Source organism: Sphingopyxis sp. (genome assembly GCF_036675685.1).
Classification (GTDB): domain Bacteria; phylum Pseudomonadota; class Alphaproteobacteria; order Sphingomonadales; family Sphingomonadaceae; genus Sphingopyxis.
This window is the reverse complement of the sequence record NZ_JAKFEM010000002.1, coordinates 60809-85783: the sequence shown is the minus strand read 5'-3', so window position 1 is coordinate 85783 and position 24975 is coordinate 60809. Positions and strand designations below refer to the sequence as shown.

Genomic DNA, 24975 nt, shown 5'->3' with positions numbered 1-24975 from the left:
TCGGCAATTAAATAGGACAGTCCCTATTAATTGCCTGTCGATTGGCGGCCGCTTGCTCAAACCGCAAACAATCGAAAATCTTTGCGCCCGCCAGAAACACCGACCCGGTGCACGCGAGCAGCAACAGCTTGCCGCCAACCCCCGGATATTCGTGCAGATAGGCGGCGCCGCGCGCCATCGCGCCGACGGCGAGCGCATAAATGATGAGGCACGCCTCGAGGCGGGTCTTGATGACGAACAGGCGTCCGATTTTTTTCAGCATCACCATCTATCCAGCAAGAGCTGTGCCACTGGCGCAAAAGCGGGACTTGGCGCGCCGGACTTATGGTAAACTGTAAGTTAATCCGACAGATGAGGGAAGGGTGGGATTGCTTTCCCACTCTTTCGTCACCCCGGACTTGATCCGGGGTCCAGGCAACGGATGGTTATGAATGCCGGATCAAGTCCGGCATGACGATGGTGGGAGACGCCACCTCATACCTACCGCCCCGCCGAAAGCTGCATCCGGAGCTGTTGCAGTTCGCGCGCCGGCACGGGGTCCAGCGCGGCGGCTGGCTTGCCCTTGCGAAGGCGCTTGCGGTCTTTCTCCGACGGCTCGACGCGGCGCACGCGTACCGCGGCGTGGCCCTGCGCCTTGATGCCCAGCTCTTCGGCGGCGCCGCGCGACAGGTCGATGATCCGGCCGAGCGCGAACGGCCCGCGATCGTTGACCCGCACGATGACCCGCCGCCCGGTATCGAGCGCGGTCACCTCGACATAGGTCGGCAGGGGAAGGGTGGTGTGCGCCGCGGTGATCCAGCCGGGACGAAACTGCTCGCCATTGGCGGTCCGGTTCCCCGACTCGTTCCCGTACCAGCTGGCATATCCCACCGCATCATAGGCCGGGGCGGCGGCGGGCACATAGGTCGTGCCGCGGATCGAATAGGCCGGACCGATCCGGACCGGCGCGTCGGCCACGGGCCGGAAATTGCCCCCGGCACAGGCGGGGAGTGTGAGAACCACCAGTGCCGCGCCCGTCAATCGGCATATCGAACTTTTCTGCATGGAACGACCGTAGAGGCGGAGCATGCCCGGATAAAGTCCCCACGTCGGCTTTGGGGTGGTGAACCGCCATGGCCTTCTTTCGTCATCCCGGGTTGGATCCGGGATCCGGTCGGCGCCAGGGCTGCGTAATATTCCAAAGTTCAGTAAAGTTCAGCCCTATGCGCGCCCCGATTTGGACCTCGCGGCGTGCTGGACGCGCCCGGCGCGCCCTGCCGTGGTCGCACCGGCAAGCCAGGCAGCGACCGCTTTATCCACCAAATGAAAGAGCCGGGTGAAGGCTGGCATAGCCGGATAATGTAGGAAAGGCTTATTAGAAGGCGACGCCTGCTTTGGGATGGAAAGCGGACAAAGGATCCCCTCCCGCTTGCGGGAGGGGAGAATGATGGCAGCTTCCGGTCGGGAGCCGTCATCCGCGGCAACATGGGCCCTCTACCCCGATCGCGCAAACCAGATGACGTGCCGCGGACCCTTGCCGTTGGATCGCGCGCGGACGCCGACCTCTTCGACCTTGAAGCCCGATGCCGTCAATCGGCGCGCGAAGCGCGCGTCCGGCGCCGCCGACCATATTGCCAAAATGCCCCCGGGCCGCAGCGCGGCCTTTGCCACCGCGAGCCCCCCGGGCGAGTAGAGCCGGTCGTTCGACGGGTGTGTCAGCCCGTCGGGACCATTGTCGACGTCGAGCAGGATCGCGTCATAGCGGCGGGTTGCTGCCGCGATCGTCGTTGCCACGTCGCCGATGACCAGCTCGACGCGCGGATCGTCGAGGCAGCCCGCCGCAAGCTCCGCCATCGGTCCGCGCGCCCAATCGAGGATTGCGGGGACAAGCTCGGCGACGGTGATTTTCGCGTCGGGCCCAAGCTTCGCCAGCGCCGCGCGCAAGGTAAAGCCCATTCCATAGCCGCCGATCAGCAGATGCGCTGCGCCCGGGCTGCGCAACCGGTCGCACGTCATCGTGGCCAGCGCTTCCTCGGACCCGCTCATCCGGCTGTTCATCAATTCATTGCCGCCGATCGCGATGATGAAATCATCCCCGCGTCGGAACAGGCGCAGTTCCTCGCCGCCGGGTACCTCTGCCGTGTCGATCAGCTCGCGCATTTTCACTGTTCAGGCCAGTTCGGTCAAATCGAGCGCTTCCAGCAGCGCCGCGCGCGCCTTGCGCACGTCGGTGGCGAGCGCCGCCGATGCGAGGTCGCCGGGGGCGATCGTCTCGGGCCAGTGCGCCGCCAGCACCTCGGCGATCCGGTCGAGCTTCGCCGCGTCGGCGATGAAGCGCGGATCGATCGTGGCGGGATCGGCGACAACGCGCAGCCGCAGGCACGCGGGGCCGCCGCCGTTCGCCATCGACTGACGGACGTTGACGGGAAGCAGCCGCCGGATCGGGCCGTTGCCCGCGACATGCGCCTCCAGCCACTGCCACACCGCAGGAGTGGCTTGCGCTTCGGTCGGCACGACAAGCCCCATGCCGCCGCCGTCGGGCAGACTGACGAGCTGGGCGTTGAACAGATAGGATTTGATCGCGTCGGGCAGGCTCACCGCGCTTGCGGGCACCTCGACGATCTCGACCGCAGGAAACGCCGCGCGGATCTCGGCATGCGCCGCCTCGCGATCCTCGAACGCGGTCTCGTGCGTGAAGAGCACATGCTCGTTCGCGACCGCGACGACGTCGTTGTGGAACGCGCCGCCCTGGATCGCGCTGTCCGACTGGCGGATGAACAAGGTGCGCTGCGGGTCAAGCCGGTGGTGCCGCGCGATCGCTTTCGACGCGTCGAGATGCTGGCGCGCCGGGAAGCGCCCGCCGCCGACGCCATAGACGAAGATTTCAACACCCGCTGCGTCATGGCCGCTGCACAATCGCATATGGTTCGCCGCGCCCTCGTCGCCGAAGGGCGCCGGGACCGGCGCGTGCACCGCGAAGGCGGGATCGGCGAAGGCGAGGCGAAGCTGCGCCAGCGTCCCCGGCCATTCGTGGCTGCGGTGCGGCATGGTGACGAGGTTGGCGACGGTCAGATGGCATTTGCCGTCGGCGCTGTCGGGGGCGGGAGAGACGGTCGCGGCGTTGGCCGCCCACATCGACGACGCCGACCAGGCCTGCGCGCGCAAATGCCCCTCGGCATCTTCCAGTGTCGTGCCGAGCGTTTCGAGCCACGGCGCGTCGGGGCGATCGAGCGGCATGAAAAAGCCCTGCGGCAGGCCGAGCGCCAGGTTGTGGCGCATCTTCTCGAGGCCCTGCAGTGCCGCGGCGCGCGGCTGCGACACGTCGCCGGCGTTCGACGCCGACGCGATATTGCCGCGGCTGAGGCCCGCATAATTGTGGCTCGGGCCGATGATCCCGTCGAAATTGATTTCGGTCAGCATAGGTGACTTTCGTTCCAGTCCGTTCAATCCAAAAACCGTTTGCCCTGAGCTTGTCGAAGCACTGTCCTTCTTTCTTTCAGCAGTGAAAGAGAGAAGGACAGTGCTTCGACAAGCTCAGCACGAACGGAGAAGGGGCGTGCGTGCTACCGCCCGATCCAGCTGATCTCGTCGCCTGCGTTCACCCCGAGCAGCTTCGCCGCCTCGCCGTCAAGCGTCGCCCCGTCGCCGACCTTGCCGAAACAGCAGCGGAATTCGGCGAGCCGCCCGGTCGCAACCAGCGCATCCTCGCCCTTTTCGGCGATTGCCGAAATTTCGGCATGCTTCGCGCCCGATATGCTCGCCACCTGGTCGGTGCGCGCGGTCATCGTCGGGCCGCCGTCGAAGATGTCGACATAATTTTCAAACGCGAAATTCTCATTCTCCAGCATGCGCATCGCGGCGCGCCCGCTGGGGTGCGGGACACCGATCACGCTGCGCGCATGCTCGCCCAGCATCGCGATATAGACGGGATGTTTGGGCATCAGGTCGGCGATGAACTGGTTGCCGTGGACCGCATTGAACTGGTCGGCTTCCTGGAAGCTCATCCCGAAGAATTTGCCCGCGACCCCATCCCAGAAGGGCGAGCCGCCCGCCTCGTCGATCACGCCGCGCAGCTCGGCAAGGATGCGGTCGCCGAAGCGCGCGCGGTGGCGGGCAATGAACAGGTAGCGCGAGCGTGCGAGCAGCAGCCCGAGCCCGCCGGCGCGCGCCGCGGGATGCAGGAACAGCCCGCCGACCTCGCTCGCGCCGTTGAGGTCGTTGCTCAGCATCAGCACCTGCGCGTGGAAGGTGCGGTCCAGCTGTTCGCTATGCTTGCTGTCGGTGCCGATGCGATAGGAGTAGAAGGGCCAGCGCTGGCCGACCTGCCCGAAAATCTGGCACGTCCCGCGCACTTCGCCGCTGTCCATGTCTTCGAGCACGAGCAGGTAGAGCTCGTCCGACGGATATTCCTTGTCGCTCGCGAACGAGGCTTCGGCGCGCTCGAGCTTGGCGCGCAGCGCCTGCCGGTCGGGGGGCAGGTTGGTGAAGCCGCCGCCCGTCAGTTTCGCCATCTCATAAATGCTTTGCAAATCGCCCGGCTTGGCCGCCCGGATCACATAATTCACACAGTCCCCCGTTCCGCTATTCTTATCATGGTGAGTGCCGACAATTGCGCCCGTTCGGGCAGGCTGTCGGTAATCAGAAATTCGTCCGACGAATGGATCGCGCCCCCGCGCGGGCCCATCGTGTCGACGACGGGAATCCCGCACGCCGCGATATTGTTGCCGTCGCAAACCCCGCCGGTGGCGTTCCAGCCGATTTTGAGGCCGAGCGCGGCGCCGCAGTCGCGAACCAGCTCGAACAGGCGCGTCGCGGCCGGGTTGAGCGGCTTGGGCGGGCGGTTGAAGCCGCCGTGGACGTGGCAATGCACATCATGCTCGCGCTGGATGTTGGCTAAAGTGTCACGTAGCGCGACTTCGGCGGCGGCCATCGCTTCGGGGGTCGAGGGGCGCATGTTGACGCGCAGGATCGCCTGATCGGGGACGATATTGTTCGGCCCGCCGCCGTCGATCTTTGCAGGATTAACCTTTAATTCCAATGATTTAAGTGCATTCAACCGCAGCGCAAGATCGGCGGCGGCGAGCAGCGCATTGCGCCCCTCTTGCGGATTGCGCCCGGCGTGTGCGGCGCGGCCGTGGATGATGATGCTGAAGTTGCCGCTTCCCGGCCTTGCCCCCGCAAGCGTCCCGTCGGGAAGGGCGGGTTCATAGGTCAGCGCGGCGGTCTTGCCCCTGGCAAGTTCGGCGATGAGCGCGGCCGACGCCTGGCTGCCGGTTTCCTCGTCGCTGTTGATCATCACGTCATAACCGACGCGGCTCGCGAGCGGTGACGCCTCGAGCGCCGTGAGCGCCGCGAGGATCACCGAAATGCCCGCTTTCATATCGGCGGTGCCGGGACCGTTGAGCACGCCGTCTTCCAGCCATTTCAAGCTCTGGAACGGATGGTCGGCGGCGAACACCGTGTCCATATGCCCGGTGAGCAGCAATTGCACCGGCGCCTCGGGCCGCACGCGCAGGTGCAGGTGGTCGCCGCGCTGGATGGCGTTGATGGCGCCGGTGCTGTCGACGCTCTCGACCGGGTCGGGCGCGACGAGGCGCACCTCGCCCGGCAGCGCGGAAAAGGCGTCGGCGAGCAGGCCCGCGACTGTCTTGAGCCCCGCCAGATTGCCCGTGCCGCTGTTTACCGCGGCCCATTGTTCGACCTGCGCCAGCATCGGTGCATCGGCGGCGCGATCGAGGACAGCATTTTCGGTGGCCGAGAGGGTGGTCATCTCGCGGCTATAGCGAGCGGCGAACGGCTTTTGCACCCCCGCCCGGCATTTTGTCGTAGCGATACCGTAAGTCACTGCTGCCGGCCGCACGCTCGGGTAAAAGCGCGCGCGAATTATCCCGAAGCACAGCGCATTAACCGAAAGTTCGAGACCACTTCGCTAGGCTGTCCGGATCGATGAGAGAGTGAGCCGATGACTGCCGCCTTTATACTTGGCATCAATATGTTCGTTGCCGGCATTTTTGCCGTTGCGTTCGCTGTGGTCGCGGCGACCAACCGCACCGCGCGCGGTGCATGGTGGATCGCGCTTGGCTACGGCATGGGAATCGTCAATGTCGGTCTCGAGTTTCTGCTGACGCGGCAGGTCGATCCTGCACCGGTCGGAATCGCCATATTCCTCGTCTTTCTGCTTGCGCTCAGCTTCGCGCTGATTGGCGTTTCGCACCATTATCGCGCGGCGCCGCCGTGGATCGCGATGGCGGCGATCTGGGTGCTCACGATTGTTGCTGTGCCGGTGATTTTCAGCATGACATACGGGACGACGCCGCGGCTGATGCTCTATCAGCTGCCCTATTTCGCGATGCAGTCCTTGTTCGTCCTGGTGATCTGGCGCTCGGGCCGCCACCAGGCGCTCGATCTGGTGCTGATTTTTCTGCAGGGGGCCGCGGCAACCCTCTATCTCGTCAAGCCGTTGATCGCGGCGACGGTCGGGGCGGCGAGCCGGCCGCAGGGCTATATGTCGACGACCTATGCCGCGATTTCGCAGAGCGCGGGCGTCGTCATCCTCATTGCGATCGCGCTCGTGTTCTTGCTCGTGATGATGCGCGACACGACCGCAGAGATGGTCGCGCGCTCGGAAACCGATCCGCTTTCAAGCGTGCTCAACCGGCGCGGTTTCGAACATCATGCCGAATTGGCATTCATACGCGGGGAGGTCGCCGTGCTGATCGTGGCCGACCTCGACCATTTCAAGAAGATCAATGACAGTTTTGGTCACGCCGCGGGCGACGGCGTGATCGCGCATTTCGCGGCGATGCTGGTCGACGCGGCCCCCCCGAACGCGATCGTCGGCCGCATCGGCGGCGAAGAATTCGCGGCTCTGCTTCCCGACGCGTTGCTGTCCGACGGCCGGCTCTATGCGGAAACCGTGCGCGCCGCCTTCGCTTCGGCGCGGTTACCGGTGCTGGGGGTCGACCGCGGCTTCACGGCATCCTTCGGCGTTGCCCAGCGAACCTCCGATAATTCGCTGTTCGAATTGTCGCGCCGTGCCGACGCCGCGCTGTATCGCGCAAAGGCGGCCGGCCGGAACCAGGTTCGTGTCGCGCTGGGCGAAATGCCGCCGATGCCTGCCGTGGGCGTCGCCTAGGGCGTCGTCGTCAAACGGCTAGAAGCGGGGTGTCTTCGTCGCGCGGCGCTGCGGGTTCAAAGCCGGGCAGCGGATCGAAACTCTCGTCGATCAGCTCGATCGACGCGAGACCGTCGAGCTTGAAATGGCCGAGCCGCGGATCCTCGTCCGACCGCCAGCTCTTGTTCAAATTGAGCGCGCTGATGAACAGGTCGCCGCGCCGTTCGAACAGCAGGTGGGGTGCCAGCGTCAGGACCTGGCCATTGTAATGCGCCGTCACCTTCCGTTTGCGGGCGATGGCTTCCATCAATTTCAGTCGTGTGTCGTCCATGGGTTCGGGGCCGTTCGGGGAAGAAGATTCTGTTGTGCGTTGCAACATAATGCACATGCGGACGCAGCGGGCAAGTGCCGAATGCCCGCAGAGTGGCTGAAAACCTATGCGCAGAACACCGCCCATTGCCAATCGAAACCAATCGCGGCATAGGGCGGCGGCCCTTTCCTCCCCGGGTCCACTGGCGCAGCCGCGCCGACCAGAGGGTGCTACCATGACCGAATATCTCGATCGTTCCGGCCTGTCCGTCGATTCGCGCCTGGCCGATTTCATCGAGCAGCGCGCGCTGCCCGGCACCGGGCTCGGCGCCGCCAAATTCTGGAGCGATTTCGCCGCCTTGCTCGGCAAATTCGCGCCGGAAAATGCGGCGCTGCTGGCGAAGCGCGAGGATTTGCAGGCGCAGATCGACGCTTGGCATCAGGCTCGCGCCAAAGAATCTGGAGGGGGTCAGGCGCATGACGCCGCAGCCTATCGGGCCTTCCTGCACGAAATCGGCTATCTCGTCCCCGAACCCGCGCCGTTTGCGGTCGGCACCCAAAATGTCGATCCCGAAATCGCCACGATGGCAGGCCCCCAGCTCGTCGTCCCCGCGCTCAACGCCCGCTTCGCGCTCAACGCCGCCAATGCGCGCTGGGGCAGCCTCTACGACGCGCTCTACGGCACCGACGCGCTCGACGCGCCGCCCGCGAAACCCGGCGGCTACGATGCCGCGCGCGGCGCGGCGGTGATCGCGCGCGCCAAGGCGTTCCTCAACGAAGCGGTGCCGCTGGCATCGGGAAGCTGGGCCGGCTGGCAGGGCGGACAACTGACGCTCGCCGATCCGGCGCAATGGGTTGGCAGCAAGCCCGGCGGAATCCTGCTCCGCCACAATGGCCTCCACATCGAACTGGTGATCGATTCGGCAAGCGCGATTGGCAAGACCGACCCCGCGGGCATCGCCGACGTCGTGCTCGAGGCCGCGTTGACCACGATCATCGACCTCGAAGACAGCGTCGCGGCGGTCGACGGCGAGGACAAAGCGCTCGGCTACGCCAACTGGCTCGGCCTGATGCGCGGCGACCTGATCGAAAGCTTCGCCAAGGGCGGGCAGACGGTGACGCGTGCGATGGAGGCCGATCGCGAGTGGACCTCGCCCGCCGGCGATCCCTTCATCCTCCACGGCCGCAGCGTGATGTTCGTGCGCAACGTCGGTCACCTGATGACGACCCCGATGATCAAGCTGCCGGGCGGCGCCGAAGCCCCCGAGGGATTGTGCGACGCCGTCATTACCAGCCTGTGCGCGCTCCACGACCTGAAGGGGCTCGGTGCGCTCACCAACAGCCGCGCCGGCAGCATCTATATCGTGAAGCCCAAGCAGCATGGGCCCGAGGAATGCGGCTTCACCGACCGCCTGTTCGACGCCGTCGAGGATATGCTCGGCCTCGCGCGTCACACGATGAAGGTCGGGGTGATGGACGAGGAACGCCGCACCAGCGCCAATCTTGCCGCGTGCATCCACGCGGTGAAGGACCGCATCGTGTTCATCAACACCGGCTTCCTCGACCGCACCGGCGACGAGATTCACACCTCGATGCGCGCGGGACCGATGATCCCCAAGGGCGAGATGAAGGCGAGCGACTGGATCGCGTCCTACGAGGATCGCAACGTGCGCATCGGTCTCGCGTGCGGCCTCAGCGGCAAGGCGCAGATCGGCAAGGGCATGTGGGCGATGCCCGACCTGATGCGCGGCATGCTCGACGCCAAGATCGGCCATCCCAAATCGGGCGCGAACACCGCATGGGTGCCGTCGCCGACCGCCGCGACGCTCCACGCGCTGCATTATCATATGGTCGACGTCTTCGCCCGCCAGAAGGAGATCTCCGGCGAGGCGGTGCCGTCGCTCGACCGTCTCCTGAACATTCCGGTCGCGACCGGACGCAACTGGAGCGCGGCCGAAATTACCCGCGAACTCGACAATAATTGCCAGGGCATTTTGGGCTACGTCGTGCGCTGGATCGATCAGGGCGTCGGCTGTTCGAAGGTGCCCGACATCGACGACGTCGGCCTGATGGAGGACCGCGCGACGCTGCGCATCGCCAGCCAGGCGCTCGCCAACTGGCTGCTCCACGGCGTATGCACCCCCGAACAGGTCGACGCCGCGCTGGCGCGCATGGCGGCCAAGGTCGACGCGCAGAACGCCGACGATCCGCTATACGAAAAGCTGACGCCCGAGGGCATCGCATACCGGGCGGCGCGGTCGCTGATCTTCGAAGGCGTGACGCAACCGTCGGGCTACACCGAACCGTTGCTCCACAAATATCGGCAGGCGAAAAAGGCGGCGGGATAGGGGAACGGCCGTGGCAGCCAACAACCCATTGTGAACATTGGCAGGTGGGGTAATCTGTTCGAACTCACGAATGGGAAGTTGCGGGGCTCATTCGACAGTTCAGCAATCCGTTAGGGTCAGGCCGATTAATTTGGTGAGCACATATCTTCGCTATCCGGACGCCTCGATCGTCCAAGTAGCGGGTTCTGGCCCTCGTTCGAAGGCTGCGATGGGGGCGGCACTCGCTTGCCTTGTTGCTGCTACGATGGTCCTCTCCGGCACCGGCTGTGCAGCCTCGTGCACCGCCAATGCACGGGAGCAGGCGAGCACCGTCATGGAAATTGGCGGGAGCAAGCTCGCGGTGTCGCCTCAAGAAATGAGGGCGCTGTCGAATCTCGGTAACCTGGTCCGCGGCGGGCAGAAGGGTCGCCAGGACCGTGCGTTGGCGGAAGCGCGTCGCGTCGCGAACAGCCGCGATGCTCGCCACGCCCTGGCGCTCTACGAACTGGAGATCGGCAATCGACGCGGCGACGACGCGATGCGCGCTGGGGCGCTGGACGCGCTGATCGCCAGCCAACGTACGGGGCGTGACAGGTTGGCAGGTCATTTGGCGGCCCGCGGGCAGATCGCCTATCGAGCGGGCGATTTCGAGGCGGCGGGAAGGCTCTGGGCGCGATTGGCCGAACTGACGCCGTCCGATCCCGACGTGTTCGCCAATCTCGCGCAGGTTCGATTGGCGCAGAAGGACGCGCCCGGTGCCATGGATCTGCTCACGCGCGCCATCGCCGCGCGCGCGGCGCTTGGCCAAGCGGCTTCGGAAGGATGGTATCGGCAACGGTTGAGCATTGTCCAGCAAGGCAATCTCGTAGCACCGGGCATCGACGCCGCGCGCGCGCTCGTCAGCACCTATCCGACGCCGGAAAATTGGCGCGCCGCATTGGTCGTTTACCGGCAGTTGGTCGTGCCCGAGGAGGCGCTCGAAATCGACCTTCTCCGCTTGATGCGCCACGTGGGCGTGCTTGCTCAGGCGGCCGAATATCACCGTATGGCCCAACTGCTGAGCCAGTCCGGCGAGCCGCGGGAGGCGAAGGCGGTACTCGACGAAGGGATGAAGCGCGGCCTGCTCGACGCTGAGGCCTCGCCGACGCGCGAGATCATCGCCGAAGTGGATCGGGCGGTTGCCAAGGCCCGAAATGAATCGGCGGCCAGGCCCGAGCTGCCGAACAAGGACGGCGCGCAGGTCCGGTTAGGCATGTCGCGGCTTCGCGTCGGCGAGCGAGCCGAGGCGGAGGCGGCGTTCCGCTCTGCGGCAGGCGATCCGGCGGGCGGCCGTTATGCCGACCTTGCCTTTTTCTGGCTGGCATCGCTGTTGCAAGGGCAGCCTGCGCCTGCGGTGGAGCCCTAACTCGTATCGGAGGCCAGCGACGGGAGAGTCCACCAACCCTCTTGCTTGCCGGACTATGGCCTAGTAGAACATATATAGAACAAAGAGAGGGATTCGCCATGTCCGCCGCCGTCGATGCCGCCTATCGCCACTACCCCAAGCATGCCCAATATCGTGAGCTCGTCGAAGCCGGCGGCGCGGCGATGAAGCTCTATCACCTGACCGCGCCCGATGCGCCGGTGCCCGATGATGTGGCGGCGCTCTGCGCCGACTGGTTTCGCGAGCAGGCGGGCATGACGCTGGCCGAGGGCGATTGCGGGTTCGTCATCCTCCACCGTTGCGGCGCGGACTTCTATTTTCTGCTCGTGTCGGTGTGGCGCGGGTCGAACGAATTGTGGGAAGCCGTCTGGTATCGCCATGGCGACATGCCCGCGTTCGCGGCCTTCGATCCGGCCTATCCCCCTGCCGCGGGTGTCGTGCGTCCGACCTTCTGCGTTTGGGAGCTGGGCATCGTTGCGCATGAAAGCGCGGCATGGGGGCGTTATCTCGCCTCGCCGCGCGACGCCGCCGCGCGCTCGCGCTGGCTTGAGGATGTCCTCGACGGCGCGGTATAAGGCCGGCCCTCTTTCAAGGAGTTTGATGTGCAGATCGCGGTGCTCACTTTCGACGGCTTCAACGAACTCGATTCGTTCGTCGCCGCGGCTATCCTGAACCGTTTGCGCGGGCAGGGCTGGGCGGCGCATATCACCTCGCCGACGCCGCAGGTGACCTCGATGAACGGGGTGACGATCGACCGCCAGCAGCCGCTCGACTTCGCGACGAAAGCCGATGCCGTGATCATCGGCAGCGGCATCCGCACGCGCGAGATTGCCGCGGACCCGTTGATGCTCGGCCGCATCCGGCTCGACCCCGCGCGCCAGCTGGTCGGCGCGCAATGTTCGGGGACGCTGTTGCTCGCCAAACTGGGGCTGATCGGCGACCTGCCGGCCTGCACCGACCTCACGACGAAGCCGTGGGTGATCGAGGCGGGGGTCGAGGTGCTCGACGCGCCTTTCGTGGCGCACGGCAATGTCGCGACCGCGGGCGGCTGTCTTGCGTCGCAATATCTCGCGGCGTGGATCATTGCGCGACTCGCGGGCACCGCCGAGGCCGAGGAGGCGCTGCACTATGTCGCGCCGGTGGGGGAGAAGGCGCTTTATGTCGACCGCGCGATGGCGGCGGTGCGTCCGTTCCTGATGGCAGAAGCCGCGGTGACTGAAACGGCATAGCTGGCGGTCCCGTACAATACGCCTTGCCTTCACCGGCTATAACCCGGCATTTGCATGTGCGGGCAAACAGGGGGCAGGGCGATGACGGCACCGTTTAATTTCGGGCAGCTCAAATTTCTGAAAGCGCTCACCGAGGCGCTGTTTCACGAGGCCGAGATGGCGATTTCGGCCGATCAGGTCGTCGCCAATGTCTGCGACCTGTTTGAAAAGGTCGGTGGGACCAAGCTCGACGAGATCCAGCTGTCGCTGGTCGCGACCGAGGCCGTGCTCGGCGGGCCTTTCTTCACCGAGGATGATGTTGCCGGGCGCGCCGAAAAACTGCGCGACCGGTTTCAGAACAGCCAGATCGACCTGTTCCAGGACATGGCGCGGCTGCGCGGCATCATCTACGCCTGCTATTATGGTCATTGGCAACCGGGGCTCGAACCCGGCGATCAGGACGCGAATATCGCCAACCCGGTCCACCGTCAGATCGGCTTCACGCTCCCCAAATTCCGCACCCGCGGCGCCGGCGAGATACCGCTCGAACCCGTGCATGGGCGCGAGATCGACCCCGCATATATCCTGAACGCCGAGAGCCTCGAGGACGAATATGACGTCATCGTCATCGGCTCGGGCGCGGGCGGCGGCGTCGCCGCGTTCAATATCGCGGCCCAAGGGTATAAGGTGCTGGTCGTCGAGGCCGGGCCCTTCCATCCCTCGCACGCGATCACCCATCACGAACTCGACATGATCGCGAAGCTGTACAAGCATGGTGCGCTGCAGACCTCGACCAACCGCGATTTCGTGGTGTTCCAGGGGCGCTGCGTTGGCGGGTCGTCGACGATCAACAACGGCATCTGCCTGCGCGTCAACGAGGCGGGGCGCACGCATCCCGATGCACAGGATGTCCTCGCCAAATGGGCGAGCATCGGCGCGCCCGTCGACGCGAGCACCTTCCATGCGAGTTACGATGCCGTCCGCGACAAATTGGGGATCGCGCCGATCGAGCCGCGCAGCGGGCGCCACAACGGGCCGCACCTGATCGACGGCTGGCGCCGCTATGCCGCGGTGTCGAGCGATCCCCGCGAGCAGCGCGCGGTCGCCGACTGGTTCGCGAAGAATTTCGGCCCGCCGAACACGATCAACGCCTGCGCTTATTGCGGCTATTGCAATTCGGGCTGCGCCTATGGTCGCCGCATGGGGATCGCGCAGACCTATCTGCCCGAGGCGTGCCGCGACCATGGCGCGCGCATCCTTCCCGGCACCAAGGCCGAGCAGATCGTCTGGCAGACGGCCTATGACGGGCGGCGCGAGGCCGAGGCGGTGAAGCTGATCCTGCCCGGCGGGTCGAACGCGCTGGTGCGCGCCCGCGTCGGCGTGGTGGTCGCGTGCGGGACGATCGCGTCGTCGAAGCTGCTCGACCGCAGCGACATCGCCGGCACCGGCTATCAGGTGTCGCTCAACGTCGCCTCGCCCGTTGTCGCGCTGATGCCCGATGGCGTCGGCGGCGATGCGTGGGACGAGGACCAGATGTCGAGCTATGTCGACTGCGGCGACTTCCTGCTCGAAAGCCATTTCCAGCCGCCGATGTCGATGGCGTCGCTGATGCCCGGCTGGTTCGGCGATCACGCGAGCCGCATGAAGAATTTCGGCCGCGTCCATTCGGCGGGCATCCTTTTTCCCGCCGACCGGCGTGGGCAGGTGACGGGCGACAAGCTTCACTTCCGGCTCGATGCGCAGGACGACCTCCCCGTGCTGCGCCGCGCGATGGCGACGCTGACCAAGGTGCATTTCGCCGCCGGCGCGCTCGAATGCTATCCGGCGCTGGCCACGGGGCGGAAGGTGACCCCCGATATGGACGTCGATGCCTTTTTCGCGGGGGCGATCCGCGAACAGGACGATGTGACGCTGTCGAGCAGCCATCCGCACGGCGGCAATGCGATCAACGAGGATCCGGCATATGGCATCGTCGACCTCGACTGCCGCGTCCACGGCACGACCAACGTGCTCGTCACCGACGCGAGTGTTTTCCCGAGCTGTATCCGCGTCAACGCGCAATGGACCACGATGGCGATGGCGCAATATGCGACCGGGCGGAGTGATCCGTTCGGCTAAGGCTGCCATATAAAATCCGTTCGTGTCGGGCGAAGTGAGACACCGGGAGGCCACGCGCCAACGATAGGCATCTCGACTTCGCTCGATGCAAACGGCTAAGGGGCAGCCGCCATGACCTTCACCGTTGCCGCCCTCTATCGCTTTGCGCCCTTCGACGACCCCGCCGCGCTGCGCCAGCCGCTGCTCGACCTGTGCGCCGCCGAAGGCGTGAAGGGCACGCTTCTCATCGCCCGCGAAGGCATCAACGGCACGATCGCGGGCAGCGAAGCCGGGATCGCCGCGGTGCTCGCGCATATCCGCGCGCTCCCCGATTGCGCCGACCTCGACGTCAAATATTCGGCCACCGCGACGATGCCCTTCGGCCGCCTGAAGGTGCGGTTGAAGAAAGAAATCGTGACGCTGAAAGTGCCCGGTATCGACCCGGCGCGCGACGCTGCGCCCTATATCGATCCCGCCGACTGGAATGCGCTGGTCGACGATCCGGATACGGTGCTGATCGACACGCGCAACGATTTCGAGGTCGGCTACGGCAGCTTCGACGGCGCGCTGAACCCCGAAACCAAAAGCTTCGGCGAGTTTCCCGACTGGTGGCGTGCGAATGCGGAAAAATTCGCGGGCAAGCGCGTCGCGATGTTCTGCACCGGCGGTATTCGCTGCGAAAAATCGACCGCCTTCCTGCGCAGCGAGGGTGTCGACGACGTCGTGCACCTGAAGGGTGGCATCCTAGCCTATCTCGAACAGGTGCCCGAGGGCGAGAGCCGTTGGCACGGCAGCTGCTTCGTCTTCGACGAGCGGGTGAGTGTCGGCCACGGGCTGATCGAGGTGGGCGAGAAGGAATGACTCTTCATCATGTCGCCATCCCGGCCTTCGCCAGGATGACGACAAGGGGTGTCACGCGACCGTCAGCGTATAGGTCACCTTATAATCGCTGGCGTCGCCGTCGAGCGTCCTGGTGAAGGTCCCTGGCGCCTCGCCGATGTCGATCGTCCCGATATTGTCGCTGCCGCCGATGTCGTCGAATTCGCGGAGCTGAAAGCTCACCGCTTGATCGAATTCGAAGGTTTCGTTCACCACCCAGCTTTCGCCCTTCTTGATCGAATAGATCTCGCTCTTGGCCTCGGGGAAACGCTGCCCGGTGTTGAAGCGCAGGAACAGCTGGTCGGGCAGGCCGAGGCCGAGGCGCCCGGTGAGTTTCACGCATTCGACGCGGACGTTCGACAGCGTGAATTTTCGCGCGGCCGGACGGGCCGCTGCCGCCGGTTCTTTCATCGCGACCATCGTCACGGGTGCCGTGATCGCGCCGGAGTCTTTCAGCAGGCGATTGATATTGTCGCCCGCCTGGCCCGCATATTTGCCCGCCGGAAACTCGGCGAGATAGGCGCTGAAGCCGCGGACGCTGTTTTCGGCCATCGCGCCTTTCCACAACAGCTCCTCCAATCCCGATCGGTTGCCCGATGCCGCGGGCGCAGGGGAGGACACCGCACGCGGGACGAGATAGACCGGGGTTCCCGTGATGCTGGCGCTGACGAACGGCCGCTGGCTGCCCCCCGTCGCCTGCAACACATCGTCGCGGATCGCGCCGCCCAAGAGCTGCACGGGCAAATCGGGCTGCGGCAGGCGTTTGGCGAGCGACGTGGCGAAGGGTGAATTGCCGCTGGTGCCGTCGGCCGCCGTCTGTCCCGGCGCGGCCGCGAAAATCACGAGCACATCGTCAGCCTCGACCCCGGCAAGTCCGGTCAACACCGCGCGCGTCCCCGACCGCCACGAGCGGCCGAACGGATTGTTGCGGCACGAATCGAGCACGACCATGCGGATCTGCGCGCCTGATACCGATTCCATCAGCCGGTCGAGGTTGATCGCCTCATAGGGCAGGTCGAGGTCCGATTTCAGCTGCGCATCGGTCGGGATCAGCCAGTTCTTGCCCTGCGCCTCGATCCCGTGGCCGGCATAATAGACCATCGCGACTTCGGCGCCGTCGGCCTTGGCGCGGAAATCGCGCATCGCCTTCTGGAAGTCGTTGACCGCGAGATCGGCGGCGATGGTCACGTCGTCGAAGCCCGCAGCCCGCGCCGACGCCGCGATGATCTTGATGTCGTTGACCGGGTTCGCGAGGCGGCTGGTGTTCGCATAGTCGCTGTTGCCGATCACCAGCGCGACCTTGCGTGCTTCGGCGCCCGTGGGAGCGAGCAGCAAGAGCGCGGTGAGCGCGATAAGCCAGGTTCTCATCATCTCTTTATCCTCTGGTCAGGAAAGCGGGCGGGCGGTTCCATATTCGTACCAGCCGAACGGTCGCGGCGTTTTGGGGACATAGGCGGCCGCCTGCCGGTCGACCGAAAAGCCTGCCTTTTCATAAGCGTCGCTGATTGGCCGGGTCAGATGGCAATTGCCGCCGATGCGTTTCCAGATCGGTTCGATCCGCCGCTGCCATTTGGCGACGCTGGCGTCGGGGGCGGCGCCATGTTCGAGGAAGAGCGCGGTCCCGCCGGGTTTGAGCACGCGGCGGATTTCGGCGAGTACCGCCATCTGTTCGGCGACCGAACAGAGGGTGAAGGTGGTGACGACGGTGTCGAAGCGCCCGCTCGCGAACGGCATCGCTTCGCCGACGCCGCCCTGGATGTCGGCGTCGATCCCACGCGCTGCCGCCGCTTCCCGGCTCATCGCGAGCAATTCGGGCGAGGGATCGAGCCCGGTAAAGCTGCCGATTCGCACCGGGTCATAGAATTCCATGTTGATGCCGCCGCCGCAGCCCAGTTCGAGCACATCGCCCGCCGCGTGCGGCACGATCTTGCTACGAAGCTTCATGATCTGCCCCTGCGAACAGGCGCATTTGATCAGGCGTGGTACTCCATGACGTTCCCACCAGCTCGTCATCGTCGCTGTCTCCCCTTGGCGCGGAAGGTGACCCTTGCTAGCGCGGTTGGCAACACCCATCTGTGCGTGTCCGCACAGCCTTTGAAAGATCGTCATGCCCAGCGTTCATCACACCAAAATGCTTATTCTCGGGTCCGGCCCCGCCGGCCTGTCGGCCGCCATTTACGCGGCGCGCGCGGGCATGATGCCGATCGTCGTGCAGGGGCTCCAGCCCGGCGGCCAGCTGACGATCACCACCGACGTCGAAAACTATCCCGGTTTTGCCGAGGTGGTGCAGGGCCCGTGGTTGATGGAGCAGATGACCGCGCAGGCGACGCATGTCGGCACGAGCATGATCTGGGACACGATCGTCGACGTCGACCTGTCGCGTCGTCCGTTCAAGCTGACGGGCGACGGCGGCGATGTCTATATGGCCGAAACACTGGTGATCGCGACCGGCGCGCAGGCGAAATGGCTGGGTGTGCCGGGCGAGCAGGAACTTGGCGGCAAGGGCGTGTCGGCCTGTGCCACTTGTGATGGCTTCTTCTATCGCGGCAAGAAGGTCGTGGTGATCGGCGGCGGCAACACCGCGGTCGAGGAAGCGCTTTACCTCACCAACCACAGCGACGATGTGACCTTGATCCACCGCCGCGACCATCTGCGCGCCGAAAAGATCCTGCAGGACCGCCTGTTCGCCAATCCCAAGATCAAGGTCCTGTGGAACAAGCGCGTCGAGCGTTTCGTCGCGGGCGACGGCGTGTCGGGGCTCGTCGGCGTCGACCTGATCGACACCGAAAGCGGCGAAGCGAGCCACGAGCCAACCGACGGCGGCTTCGTCGCGATCGGCCACAGCCCGTCGACCGAGCTGTTCAAGGGCAAGCTGCCGATCGACGACGACGGCTATATGCAGATTACGCCGGGCACCTCGCTGACCTCGATCCCCGGCGTGTTCGCCGCGGGCGACGTCGCCGACAAAGTGTATCGCCAGGCGGTGACCGCAGCGGGCATGGGCTGCATCGCGGCGCTCGACGCCGAACGGTTTTTGGCCGAGGCCGAATATCACGCGATGGTGGAGGCCTGAGGCTGCGACGGCAATTGGCCGATTGTTGCCGTTCCTTCTAGCGTCACCCCGGGCTTGACCCGGGGCCTGCCTTGTCTTTTCTCGGTTGGGAAGAAGGAAGGCGGGTCCCGGGTCAAGCCCGGGATGACGAATAAGGACCGTCCGCTTTCCGCCCCAAAGCCGACATCGGTATCGGGGCAAACAATATCATCGTCCCAATATTTCCAGGATCCGCTCCGCCAGCCAATCGGCGTCGTCGCCGGCAAAGCTGTGCGATGGGCTGGCGAGGCGTTCGACCGGAAGACGATTCAGCGCCGCCGGGCAATTTTCCATGAAGGCCTGCGCGGTGCGGTCGCCGGTCGCGAGCAAGATGGTGGCGGGACAGGCAAGCCCCGACAGCGCAACCTCTATCCGCGCGGGCACGCCGTCGGGCGCGGCTGGTGCCGTCGACTTGCCGAGCGCCGAAAGGCCGCGAACCAGCTTCCGAAAATCCACCTCGCCCTTGAGCAGCCTGAGCAGGCTCTTCGGATCCTTCAGCCGCGACAGATAGCGCGCCCGGATCGCTGAAGCGGGAGGTAGTGCGGGCTCGTCCGCCGTCTCGCCTTCCTCGGCGTCGCTGTCATACGTCCACGGATTAGCGACGATCAGCGCGTCGAGAGACAGCGGCTGGTGGAGCAGCAGCGCGCTCGCGGCATCGCAATTGCCAAAGGCTACGATGCGCGAAACCTGCGGCGCTGCATGCCGAAAGGCTGCGATCGCGGCAACAATATCGGGCCCGCTGAATTCAAAGCCGCCATTCTCGCCCTCGCTGTCGCCGATCCCGCGCCGATCGAAGCGGAACACCGGAAATCCTGCGGCGGCGACACGCCCTGCCAGCATCGCCATGCCGCGATGCGCGCCGCTGCGGATCTCGTTGCCGCCCGACACGATCAGCAGGCCGGTCGCGCCGGGCGCCTCGTCGAGGCTCGCGGCGAGCGCCGCGCCTTCGCAGGCGAAGCTCAGCTGACGCCGCATGTTCCGCTCCATATGGCGATGTCGTCGGCGATCGCTTCGGCCATCGCGGCATCCTCGCCGGGTTCGGCGCGCAGCCAGAGCGGGGTTCCCGCGATCATATCGTCGCCGCTGCCCAGCGCCGCATTGCGGAGCGGGGCGACGGGTTGGACCTCCGCGGCGCCAAGCCCGGCGATCATGGCGGGTGAGAGCTTGTTGCCGGCAAGAAGCAGCGGGGTCGTCCTGCCGGCGTCCTGCAGGCTTTCGAGCGACGAAGCGAGACCGGCCTCGCGGTCGGCCGTCACGCGCGCGCGCAACAGCGTGCGGAGCAGCGAAGCCCCGCCCACCGGGGCGAGGCGCCACCAGCCCGCCGCGCCGACCCGATGATCGATCAGCGCGCCCCCGCGCACCGACGCGACCAGGACCGCGCCCTCTATCGCCGCGGCGACATCGGCGAGGGCATCTTGCCAGCGCGTGAGGTCGATGTCCTCGAGTGGAACCAGGCTTTCATTCTGCCCCGGCAAGTCGGGAAGCAGCGTGGCAAAACCCTGCGCGGCCAGCGCGCGCATCGCCAGAACCAGCGTGCGGCGGGTGCGGTTCGCTTCCTCGAACAGCGGCGGGACGATGAGGACGGTGGCGCGCGGTGTGCCGGCGGGGTCGATATGCAGGATCTGTTCGGCCATGCGCCCCGCGTCCGGCTCAGTCGGTCACTTTGCGCAGCGAAAAGGCCAGCAAGTTGCCGTAGGTTTCAAAGATTTCGCCATCGATCTCGTCATCGTCGATGAGGATGCCGAGCCGGTCTTCCATCTCGGTCAGCACCGTCGCGACCGCCATCGAATCGAATTCGGGCAGCTCGCCGAACAGCCCGCTTTCCTCGGTCAGCGCCGCGGCGCGGTCTTCGCCAAGGCCGAGGACATCGGCGAGCAGGGCGCGGAGGGTGGCGTCGACGGTGCTGCTATCGGTCACGATTCTTTCCTCAACACGGAACGGGCAAATGCCTTTAGTGCCGGACCCCATGCCGCGACCCGCGACGGATTGAAAGCCTCGATACGCCACAGCGGGTCGTGCCGGTTCATCCAGTCGCGCTTATACCCGTCGTTGCCGGTGCCGAAATCGACACGCTTCACGCCGTCGATCTCGATCACATGGCGGAACAGCGCCGCCGACAGCAAGGTGCCGGGCGAGGCTTTCAGGCTGTCCTCGACATGCGCGAGCTTGTGGATGAAGGCGGTGCCGCCCTCGACCGTCCAATATTGCGCCGCGACCGGCACGCCGTCGATGCGCGCAATCCCCATCCGCAGGCGTCCGCCGGCGCCTTCGGCTTCGGCGAAGGCGCGCAGCAGGGCGGGATGGCCCTCTTCGGGTTTCCAGCTCGCGGCATAAATCTGCTCGTACGCGGCCCAGCTTCCATGATCGAAAGCGGTGAGCAACTGGATGTCGACGATGCCCTTTTTCGCCTTGCGCTGGACAGTGTTGCGCAATGCGCCCGGCCGGCTGGCCCACCAGGCGCCATGGTCCATATCGCCAAGGTCGAGCCAGTGGCGATCGCCGGCCCGCATCGCTTTCACCCACCACCCCGCGGCGCGGAGCGCGGTGACGATTTCTTTCTGCTCGTCGTCGCGAACCGGATAGAGCGACAGGCGCGCAGCCTGGGTCTGCAGGTTATGAAAGAGCTCGAGTAGCGCGATATCATGGTCGCCCCTGCCCGAATAAAGCGGCCGGATTGCAAAGCTGTACCAGTTTGTCAGGCCAGCCAGATGGCCCGGCTTCTCGACGCGTAGCGGCAGCCACGCGGTCGTGGTGTCGGCGTGGCCGCGCGCGTCGAACCGACCCCGACCCGCAAAGCCATGCGCTGCGAGCAGGTCGAACCATTCGGCACGGTCGAAGGGCGCAGCGAAGCCTGCGGCGCGCGCCGCATCATCATTAGCGTGATCTTCACCGTTCCCTTGCATGGTGCCGCCCTCTATCACCGCAGTCCTAACAGCCGATGACCACGCCCGAAAACCCATCTTCGCGACCGATCGATCATCTGGCCCGCTGCGGCGGCGCCGACGCGCCTGCGCTTTTGATCGGCGACAAGGTCACGACTTACGCCGAACTCGACGCCGGCGTCGGACGGCTCGCGTCGTGGCTGCTCGAGCAGACGGGCGGGCCGGGCGAGCGCGTCGCGAGCTGGAGCGCGAAGACACGCCTCGCCTGCCTGATGCCGCTCGCCGCGGTGCGTGCGGGGCTGATCCATGTGCCGGTCAACCCGCTGCTCAAGGGGCCGCAGGTCGCGCATATCCTGTCCGACAGCGGGGCCAAGCTGCTCGTCACCAACGTTTCGCGCGCCGAGATGCTCGGCGAAGCGCGCCCGGTCGAATGCGCGCTGCAGGATCTCAAGATCGCCGAAGAGGTGGTCGATTCGGGCGGGCGGGGGCTACCGCCGTCAATCGCCGAGCCCGACGACCTGGCGGCGATTCTTTACACCAGCGGATCGACCGGCCGGCCGAAGGGCGTGATGCTGAGCCACGCCAATCTGTGGCTCGGCGCCGAAAGCGTCGCTTCTTATCTGAAGATCACCCCCGACGACCGCGTGCTCGCAGTCCTGCCGCTGAGCTTCGACTATGGGCAGAACCAACTTCTCTCGTCGTGGCATGCGGGCGCGGCGGTCGCCCCGCTCGATTATCTGACCCCGCGCGACGTCGTGAAGGCGGTGGCGCGGCACAGGGCGACGACGCTCGCCGGGGTGCCGCCGCTATGGGTGCAGCTGGTCGAAAGCGACTGGCCCGCCGAGACCGCGGTGCATCTCAAGCGCCTGACCAACAGCGGCGGCGCGCTGACGCCGTCGCTGATCGACGCGATGCGCCGAACATTTCCCAAGGCCGACATCTATCCGATGTACGGGCTGACCGAGGCGTTCCGTTCGACGTATCTCGAACCGAAATTCGTCGCCGATCATCCGACATCGATGGGCTGGGCGATCCCGCATGCGGAGATTTTGGTGTGCCGGCCCGACGGGACGATCACCGCCGATGAGGAGCCTGGCGAGCTCGTCCATTGCGGGCCGCTGGTCGCCAAGGGCTATTGGCAGGACGAAGAGCGGACCGCGCAGCGATTCAAGCCGGCGCCGCGGGCGTCGCGCTATGGCGGAATGGCCGTGTGGTCGGGCGACACGGTGCGCCGCGACGCCAATCACCTCCTCTATTTCGTCGGCCGCGACGACGCGATGATCAAGACCGCGGGCAACCGCGTCAGCCCGACCGAGGTCGAGGATGTCGCGGTTGCGTCGGGCCTGATCTACGAAGCCGTCGCGTTCGGCGTTCCCGACGCGCGGCTCGGCGCCGCGATCGTGCTGATCGTGCGCGGCAGGGATGGCGTTGCCGATGACGAAGGGCTGAGCGCCTATCTCCGCCAGAACCTCCCCAATTTCATGCAGCCGCAGGCGATCGAATGGCGCGATGCGCTGCCGCGCAATCCGAACGGCAAGCTCGACCGGGTGGCTATCGCGGCCGATTGGGCGCAAGAGAGGACGGCATGAAGCCGCACGGTCCGATCCCCCCCGGTTTTTCCGCCGATGAAGACGGCATGCTGCTGATCGGCGGCGATCGCGCCGAGGCGCTCGCCGATGTCGCGGGCGACACGCCGCTATTCGTCTATGACAGCGCGATGCTGACCGCGCGCGTCGCCGGATGGCGCGCGGCGATGCCGGCCGAGGTCCAGCTTCATTATGCGATGAAGGCGAACCCTTATGCGCCGCTGCTCGCCTATATGGCGGGGCTGGTCGACGGGTTCGACGTCGCCTCGGGCGGCGAGCTCAAGGCGGCGCTGGCGAGCGGGATGGCGGCGCAGCACATCAGCTTCGCGGGTCCCGGCAAGCGCGACCGCGAGCTTGAGGGGGCGATTGCGGCGGGCGCGACGCTGAACCTCGAATCGGCGGGCGAGGCGGCGCGCGCGCTGTCGATCGCCGCGCATCTGGGCGTGGCGCCGCGGCTCGCGGTGCGGGTCAATCCCGACTTCGACCTCAAGGGGTCGGGCATGAAGATGGGCGGCGGCGCGAAGCCCTTCGGGGTCGACGCCGCCGATGTGCCTGCGCTGGTGCGCCGCCTGCTCGATGCGGGTGCCGACTGGCAGGGCTTCCATATTTTTGCCGGATCACAGGCGCTTGATGCCGCCGCCATCGCCGACACGCAGGCGCAGACGGTGGCGCTGGCGGCGCGGCTGGCAGACGAAATCGGCGTAACGCCGCCGCTCGTCAACCTCGGTGGCGGCATGGGTGTTCCCTATTTTCCCGGTGACAAGGCGGTCGATGCGGCCGCGGTGGGTGCCGCACTCGCGGAGACGCTCGCGCAGCGTGCGGCGGCGCTCAAAGACAGCCGCTTCGCCATGGAACTCGGCCGCTGGCTCGTCGCCGAGGCGGGGGTTTACCTGACCCGCATCGTCGACCGCAAGATCAGCCATGGCGAGACCTTCCTCGTCACCGACGGCGGCCTCCATCACCAGCTCGCGGCGAGCGGCAATTTCGGTACCGTGATCCGCCGCAACTATCCGATCGCGGTCGCGAACGCCTTCGGCAGCGAACCCGTCGAGACCGTGTCGGTCGTCGGCTGCCTCTGCACCCCGCTCGACCGGCTCGGCGACCAGGTCGCGCTGCCGCGCGCCGACGTCGGCGACCTGATCGCGATCTTCCAGGCCGGCGCCTATGGCGCGAGCGCGAGCCCTTCGGCGTTCCTGGGGCAGGGGCCGGCACGCGAAATGCTCGTCTGAGAGGGCGGAGACCTGTTCCTTATCGGGACAGTTTGGCGATGGTGCGGTGCAAACTTAGTTCAATACTAACATTATGTTCACCCTTTTCGAGCAATGGCTGAAGCTGACGCAATGACTGTTGTCGCGGGGATTTCGGCCGCGGCAATCGTCGGCGGCTCGAAAGGTTGATTGATCATGGCTTCGTTCCCCTCGCTCCGCATCGCGCGCGCCGCGCTCGTTTCCGGTATCGCCGCGACGGCGCTGACCGGCTGCATGGGCGCCGGAAGCTCCGCGCCGCAGTTGCCCAGCGCGAACTTTGTCCAGAACCAGGAAGGGCCGGGCGAGGAATATATCATCGGCCCGCTCGACGAGCTCCAGATCTTCGTGTGGCGCAACCCCGAACTCGGCGGCAAGGTTCAGGTGCGCCCCGACGGGCGGATCACCACGCCGCTGATCACCGACATGCCCGCGGTGGGCAAGACGCCGACGATGCTGCAGCAGGATATCAAGCTCCAGCTCAGCCAATATATCAACGATCCGATCGTCAGCGTGATCGTCACCACCTTCAACAGCACCTTCTCGCAGCAGGTGCGCGTCGTCGGCGCGACCGAAAAACCCGCGTCGATTCCGTTCCGTGCCAACATGACCGTGCTCGATGCAATGATTGCAGTGGGCGGGCTGGGCGAATATGCCGCAGGAAACAAGGCGCGACTCGTCCGTTTCGACAAGGGCAGCGGCAAGCAGCAGGAATTTGGCCTGCGGCTCAATGACCTGATCAAGCGCGGCGATATCAAGGCGAATGTGCGGCTGCAGCCCGGCGATGTCATCATCATCCCCGAAAGCATGTTCTGACCCGCCGGCCGCCAACCAAC

At 65.9% G+C, this 24975-nt stretch carries 24 protein-coding genes; 11 read left to right on the top strand and 13 right to left on the bottom strand.

Annotated elements, in window-relative coordinates; genetic code table 11:
• Window positions 1-7 precede the first annotated feature (7 nt).
• The 6 genes from V6M50_RS00550 to V6M50_RS00525 all read right to left on the bottom strand — a co-directional run bounded on the left by V6M50_RS00550 (window position 8) and on the right by V6M50_RS00525 (window position 5749).
• A complete protein-coding gene (locus V6M50_RS00550) occupies window positions 8-262 on the bottom strand; it encodes a hypothetical protein (RefSeq protein WP_332816685.1) in 255 nt (84 codons plus the stop codon).
• Between the two features lie 218 nt (window positions 263-480).
• Window positions 481-1044, bottom strand: coding sequence for a septal ring lytic transglycosylase RlpA family protein (locus tag V6M50_RS00545; protein WP_332816576.1), 564 nt, complete (start codon window positions 1042-1044; stop codon window positions 481-483).
• 429 nt (window positions 1045-1473) lie between these two features.
• Complete coding sequence (locus tag V6M50_RS00540; RefSeq protein WP_332816575.1) at window positions 1474-2145, bottom strand: spermidine synthase; 672 nt, start codon at window positions 2143-2145, stop codon at window positions 1474-1476.
• Window positions 2146-2148: 3 nt separating this feature from the next.
• Window positions 2149-3399: an N-succinylarginine dihydrolase gene (locus V6M50_RS00535; RefSeq protein WP_332816574.1), complete on the bottom strand. Its 1251-nt coding sequence runs from the start codon at window positions 3397-3399 to the stop codon at window positions 2149-2151.
• Between the two features lie 143 nt (window positions 3400-3542).
• Entirely contained in the window at window positions 3543-4544 is a 1002-nt protein-coding gene (locus tag V6M50_RS00530; protein WP_332816573.1) for an arginine N-succinyltransferase, read from the bottom strand.
• Complete coding sequence (locus V6M50_RS00525; protein WP_332816572.1) at window positions 4541-5749, bottom strand: hydrolase; 1209 nt, start codon at window positions 5747-5749, stop codon at window positions 4541-4543. Before V6M50_RS00525 ends, V6M50_RS00530 begins: the two co-directional genes overlap by 4 nt.
• Before the next feature lie 192 nt (window positions 5750-5941).
• Here V6M50_RS00525 and V6M50_RS00520 point away from each other — a divergent pair, with 192 nt between their 5' ends.
• Window positions 5942-7114: a GGDEF domain-containing protein gene (locus tag V6M50_RS00520; protein ID WP_332816571.1), complete on the top strand. Its 1173-nt coding sequence runs from the start codon at window positions 5942-5944 to the stop codon at window positions 7112-7114.
• A gap of 10 nt (window positions 7115-7124) precedes the next feature.
• On the opposite strand, the gene V6M50_RS00515 is transcribed toward V6M50_RS00520, so the two are convergent.
• On the bottom strand, window positions 7125-7424 hold the full coding sequence (locus tag V6M50_RS00515; RefSeq protein WP_332816570.1) for a WYL domain-containing protein: 300 nt from the start codon (window positions 7422-7424) through the stop codon (window positions 7125-7127).
• 214 nt (window positions 7425-7638) lie between these two features.
• On the opposite strand from V6M50_RS00515, the gene V6M50_RS00510 reads away from it, so the two are divergent.
• The 6 genes from V6M50_RS00510 to trhO all read left to right on the top strand — a co-directional run bounded on the left by V6M50_RS00510 (window position 7639) and on the right by trhO (window position 15318).
• A complete protein-coding gene (locus V6M50_RS00510; RefSeq protein ID WP_332816569.1) occupies window positions 7639-9750 on the top strand; it encodes a malate synthase G in 2112 nt (703 codons plus the stop codon).
• 244 nt (window positions 9751-9994) lie between these two features.
• On the top strand, window positions 9995-11134 hold the full coding sequence (locus V6M50_RS00505; protein WP_332816568.1) for a hypothetical protein: 1140 nt from the start codon (window positions 9995-9997) through the stop codon (window positions 11132-11134).
• Between the two features lie 98 nt (window positions 11135-11232).
• Window positions 11233-11727: a hypothetical protein gene (locus V6M50_RS00500; RefSeq protein WP_332816567.1), complete on the top strand. Its 495-nt coding sequence runs from the start codon at window positions 11233-11235 to the stop codon at window positions 11725-11727.
• 27 nt (window positions 11728-11754) lie between these two features.
• Complete coding sequence (locus tag V6M50_RS00495) at window positions 11755-12381, top strand: DJ-1/PfpI family protein (protein ID WP_332816566.1); 627 nt, start codon at window positions 11755-11757, stop codon at window positions 12379-12381.
• A gap of 81 nt (window positions 12382-12462) precedes the next feature.
• Window positions 12463-14478 carry a GMC family oxidoreductase N-terminal domain-containing protein gene (locus V6M50_RS00490; RefSeq protein WP_332816565.1) on the top strand — a complete coding sequence of 672 codons (2016 nt, stop codon included), beginning with the start codon at window positions 12463-12465 and terminating at the stop codon, window positions 14476-14478.
• 111 nt (window positions 14479-14589) lie between these two features.
• Window positions 14590-15318 carry an oxygen-dependent tRNA uridine(34) hydroxylase TrhO gene (gene trhO, locus V6M50_RS00485; protein WP_332816564.1) on the top strand — a complete coding sequence of 243 codons (729 nt, stop codon included), beginning with the start codon at window positions 14590-14592 and terminating at the stop codon, window positions 15316-15318.
• A 51-nt stretch (window positions 15319-15369) separates the two neighbouring features.
• On the opposite strand, the gene V6M50_RS00480 is transcribed toward trhO, so the two are convergent.
• A complete protein-coding gene (locus tag V6M50_RS00480; protein ID WP_332816563.1) occupies window positions 15370-16707 on the bottom strand; it encodes a caspase family protein in 1338 nt (445 codons plus the stop codon).
• A gap of 15 nt (window positions 16708-16722) precedes the next feature.
• Window positions 16723-17349, bottom strand: coding sequence for a class I SAM-dependent methyltransferase (locus V6M50_RS00475; protein WP_332816562.1), 627 nt, complete (start codon window positions 17347-17349; stop codon window positions 16723-16725).
• A gap of 94 nt (window positions 17350-17443) precedes the next feature.
• On the opposite strand from V6M50_RS00475, the gene trxB reads away from it, so the two are divergent.
• On the top strand, window positions 17444-18409 hold the full coding sequence (gene trxB, locus V6M50_RS00470) for a thioredoxin-disulfide reductase (protein ID WP_332816561.1): 966 nt from the start codon (window positions 17444-17446) through the stop codon (window positions 18407-18409).
• A 186-nt stretch (window positions 18410-18595) separates the two neighbouring features.
• Here trxB and V6M50_RS00465 read toward each other — a convergent pair whose 3' ends face one another.
• From V6M50_RS00465 to V6M50_RS00450, 4 genes are read right to left on the bottom strand one after another with little or no spacing between them, the layout of a single operon-like run.
• The gene (locus V6M50_RS00465; protein WP_332816560.1) at window positions 18596-19402 is read right to left on the bottom strand and encodes a hydrolase 1, exosortase A system-associated; all 807 of its coding nucleotides are present in this window, start codon (window positions 19400-19402) and stop codon (window positions 18596-18598) included.
• Window positions 19387-20061 (bottom strand): hypothetical protein, encoded by a 675-nt coding sequence (locus V6M50_RS00460; RefSeq protein ID WP_332816559.1) that lies wholly within the window; start codon window positions 20059-20061, stop codon window positions 19387-19389. Before V6M50_RS00460 ends, V6M50_RS00465 begins: the two co-directional genes overlap by 16 nt.
• Before the next feature lie 16 nt (window positions 20062-20077).
• Window positions 20078-20344 carry an acyl carrier protein gene (locus V6M50_RS00455; protein WP_332816558.1) on the bottom strand — a complete coding sequence of 89 codons (267 nt, stop codon included), beginning with the start codon at window positions 20342-20344 and terminating at the stop codon, window positions 20078-20080.
• Window positions 20341-21330, bottom strand: a complete 990-nt coding sequence (locus V6M50_RS00450) for a GNAT family N-acetyltransferase (protein WP_332816557.1) — start codon at window positions 21328-21330, stop codon at window positions 20341-20343. The genes V6M50_RS00455 and V6M50_RS00450 overlap by 4 nt, the downstream gene beginning before the upstream one ends.
• 35 nt (window positions 21331-21365) lie before the next feature.
• On the opposite strand from V6M50_RS00450, the gene V6M50_RS00445 reads away from it, so the two are divergent.
• The 3 genes from V6M50_RS00445 (at window position 21366) to V6M50_RS00435 (ending at window position 24955) form a co-directional block, all read left to right on the top strand.
• The gene (locus V6M50_RS00445) at window positions 21366-22898 is read left to right on the top strand and encodes an acyl-CoA ligase (AMP-forming), exosortase A system-associated (protein ID WP_332816556.1); all 1533 of its coding nucleotides are present in this window, start codon (window positions 21366-21368) and stop codon (window positions 22896-22898) included.
• The gene (locus tag V6M50_RS00440; RefSeq protein ID WP_332816555.1) at window positions 22895-24124 is read left to right on the top strand and encodes a pyridoxal-dependent decarboxylase, exosortase A system-associated; all 1230 of its coding nucleotides are present in this window, start codon (window positions 22895-22897) and stop codon (window positions 24122-24124) included. Before V6M50_RS00445 ends, V6M50_RS00440 begins: the two co-directional genes overlap by 4 nt.
• 174 nt (window positions 24125-24298) lie before the next feature.
• Window positions 24299-24955 carry an XrtA/PEP-CTERM system exopolysaccharide export protein gene (locus V6M50_RS00435; protein ID WP_332816554.1) on the top strand — a complete coding sequence of 219 codons (657 nt, stop codon included), beginning with the start codon at window positions 24299-24301 and terminating at the stop codon, window positions 24953-24955.
• Window positions 24956-24975: the final 20 nt, after the last annotated feature.

Excerpts from the sequence above, each read along its gene's own strand:
- V6M50_RS00550 (WP_332816685.1), bottom strand. The coding sequence starts at position 262 with ATGCTGAAAAAAATCGGACGCCTGTTCGTCATCAAGACCCGCCTCGAG.
- V6M50_RS00545 (WP_332816576.1), bottom strand. The coding sequence starts at position 1,044 with ATGCAGAAAAGTTCGATATGCCGATTGACGGGCGCGGCACTGGTGGTT.
- V6M50_RS00535 (WP_332816574.1), bottom strand. The coding sequence starts at position 3,399 with ATGCTGACCGAAATCAATTTCGACGGGATCATCGGCCCGAGCCACAAT.
- V6M50_RS00525 (WP_332816572.1), bottom strand. The coding sequence starts at position 5,749 with ATGACCACCCTCTCGGCCACCGAAAATGCTGTCCTCGATCGCGCCGCC.
- V6M50_RS00520 (WP_332816571.1), top strand. The coding sequence starts at position 5,942 with ATGACTGCCGCCTTTATACTTGGCATCAATATGTTCGTTGCCGGCATT.
- V6M50_RS00515 (WP_332816570.1), bottom strand. The coding sequence starts at position 7,424 with ATGGACGACACACGACTGAAATTGATGGAAGCCATCGCCCGCAAACGG.
- V6M50_RS00510 (WP_332816569.1), top strand. The coding sequence starts at position 7,639 with ATGACCGAATATCTCGATCGTTCCGGCCTGTCCGTCGATTCGCGCCTG.
- V6M50_RS00505 (WP_332816568.1), top strand. The coding sequence starts at position 9,995 with ATGGTCCTCTCCGGCACCGGCTGTGCAGCCTCGTGCACCGCCAATGCA.
- V6M50_RS00500 (WP_332816567.1), top strand. The coding sequence starts at position 11,233 with ATGTCCGCCGCCGTCGATGCCGCCTATCGCCACTACCCCAAGCATGCC.
- V6M50_RS00490 (WP_332816565.1), top strand. The coding sequence starts at position 12,463 with ATGACGGCACCGTTTAATTTCGGGCAGCTCAAATTTCTGAAAGCGCTC.
- trhO (WP_332816564.1), top strand. The coding sequence starts at position 14,590 with ATGACCTTCACCGTTGCCGCCCTCTATCGCTTTGCGCCCTTCGACGAC.
- V6M50_RS00480 (WP_332816563.1), bottom strand. The coding sequence starts at position 16,707 with ATGATGAGAACCTGGCTTATCGCGCTCACCGCGCTCTTGCTGCTCGCT.
- V6M50_RS00475 (WP_332816562.1), bottom strand. The coding sequence starts at position 17,349 with ATGACGAGCTGGTGGGAACGTCATGGAGTACCACGCCTGATCAAATGC.
- trxB (WP_332816561.1), top strand. The coding sequence starts at position 17,444 with ATGCCCAGCGTTCATCACACCAAAATGCTTATTCTCGGGTCCGGCCCC.
- V6M50_RS00465 (WP_332816560.1), bottom strand. The coding sequence starts at position 19,402 with ATGCGGCGTCAGCTGAGCTTCGCCTGCGAAGGCGCGGCGCTCGCCGCG.
- V6M50_RS00460 (WP_332816559.1), bottom strand. The coding sequence starts at position 20,061 with ATGGCCGAACAGATCCTGCATATCGACCCCGCCGGCACACCGCGCGCC.
- V6M50_RS00450 (WP_332816557.1), bottom strand. The coding sequence starts at position 21,330 with ATGCAAGGGAACGGTGAAGATCACGCTAATGATGATGCGGCGCGCGCC.
- V6M50_RS00445 (WP_332816556.1), top strand. The coding sequence starts at position 21,366 with ATGACCACGCCCGAAAACCCATCTTCGCGACCGATCGATCATCTGGCC.
- V6M50_RS00440 (WP_332816555.1), top strand. The coding sequence starts at position 22,895 with ATGAAGCCGCACGGTCCGATCCCCCCCGGTTTTTCCGCCGATGAAGAC.
- V6M50_RS00435 (WP_332816554.1), top strand. The coding sequence starts at position 24,299 with ATGGCTTCGTTCCCCTCGCTCCGCATCGCGCGCGCCGCGCTCGTTTCC.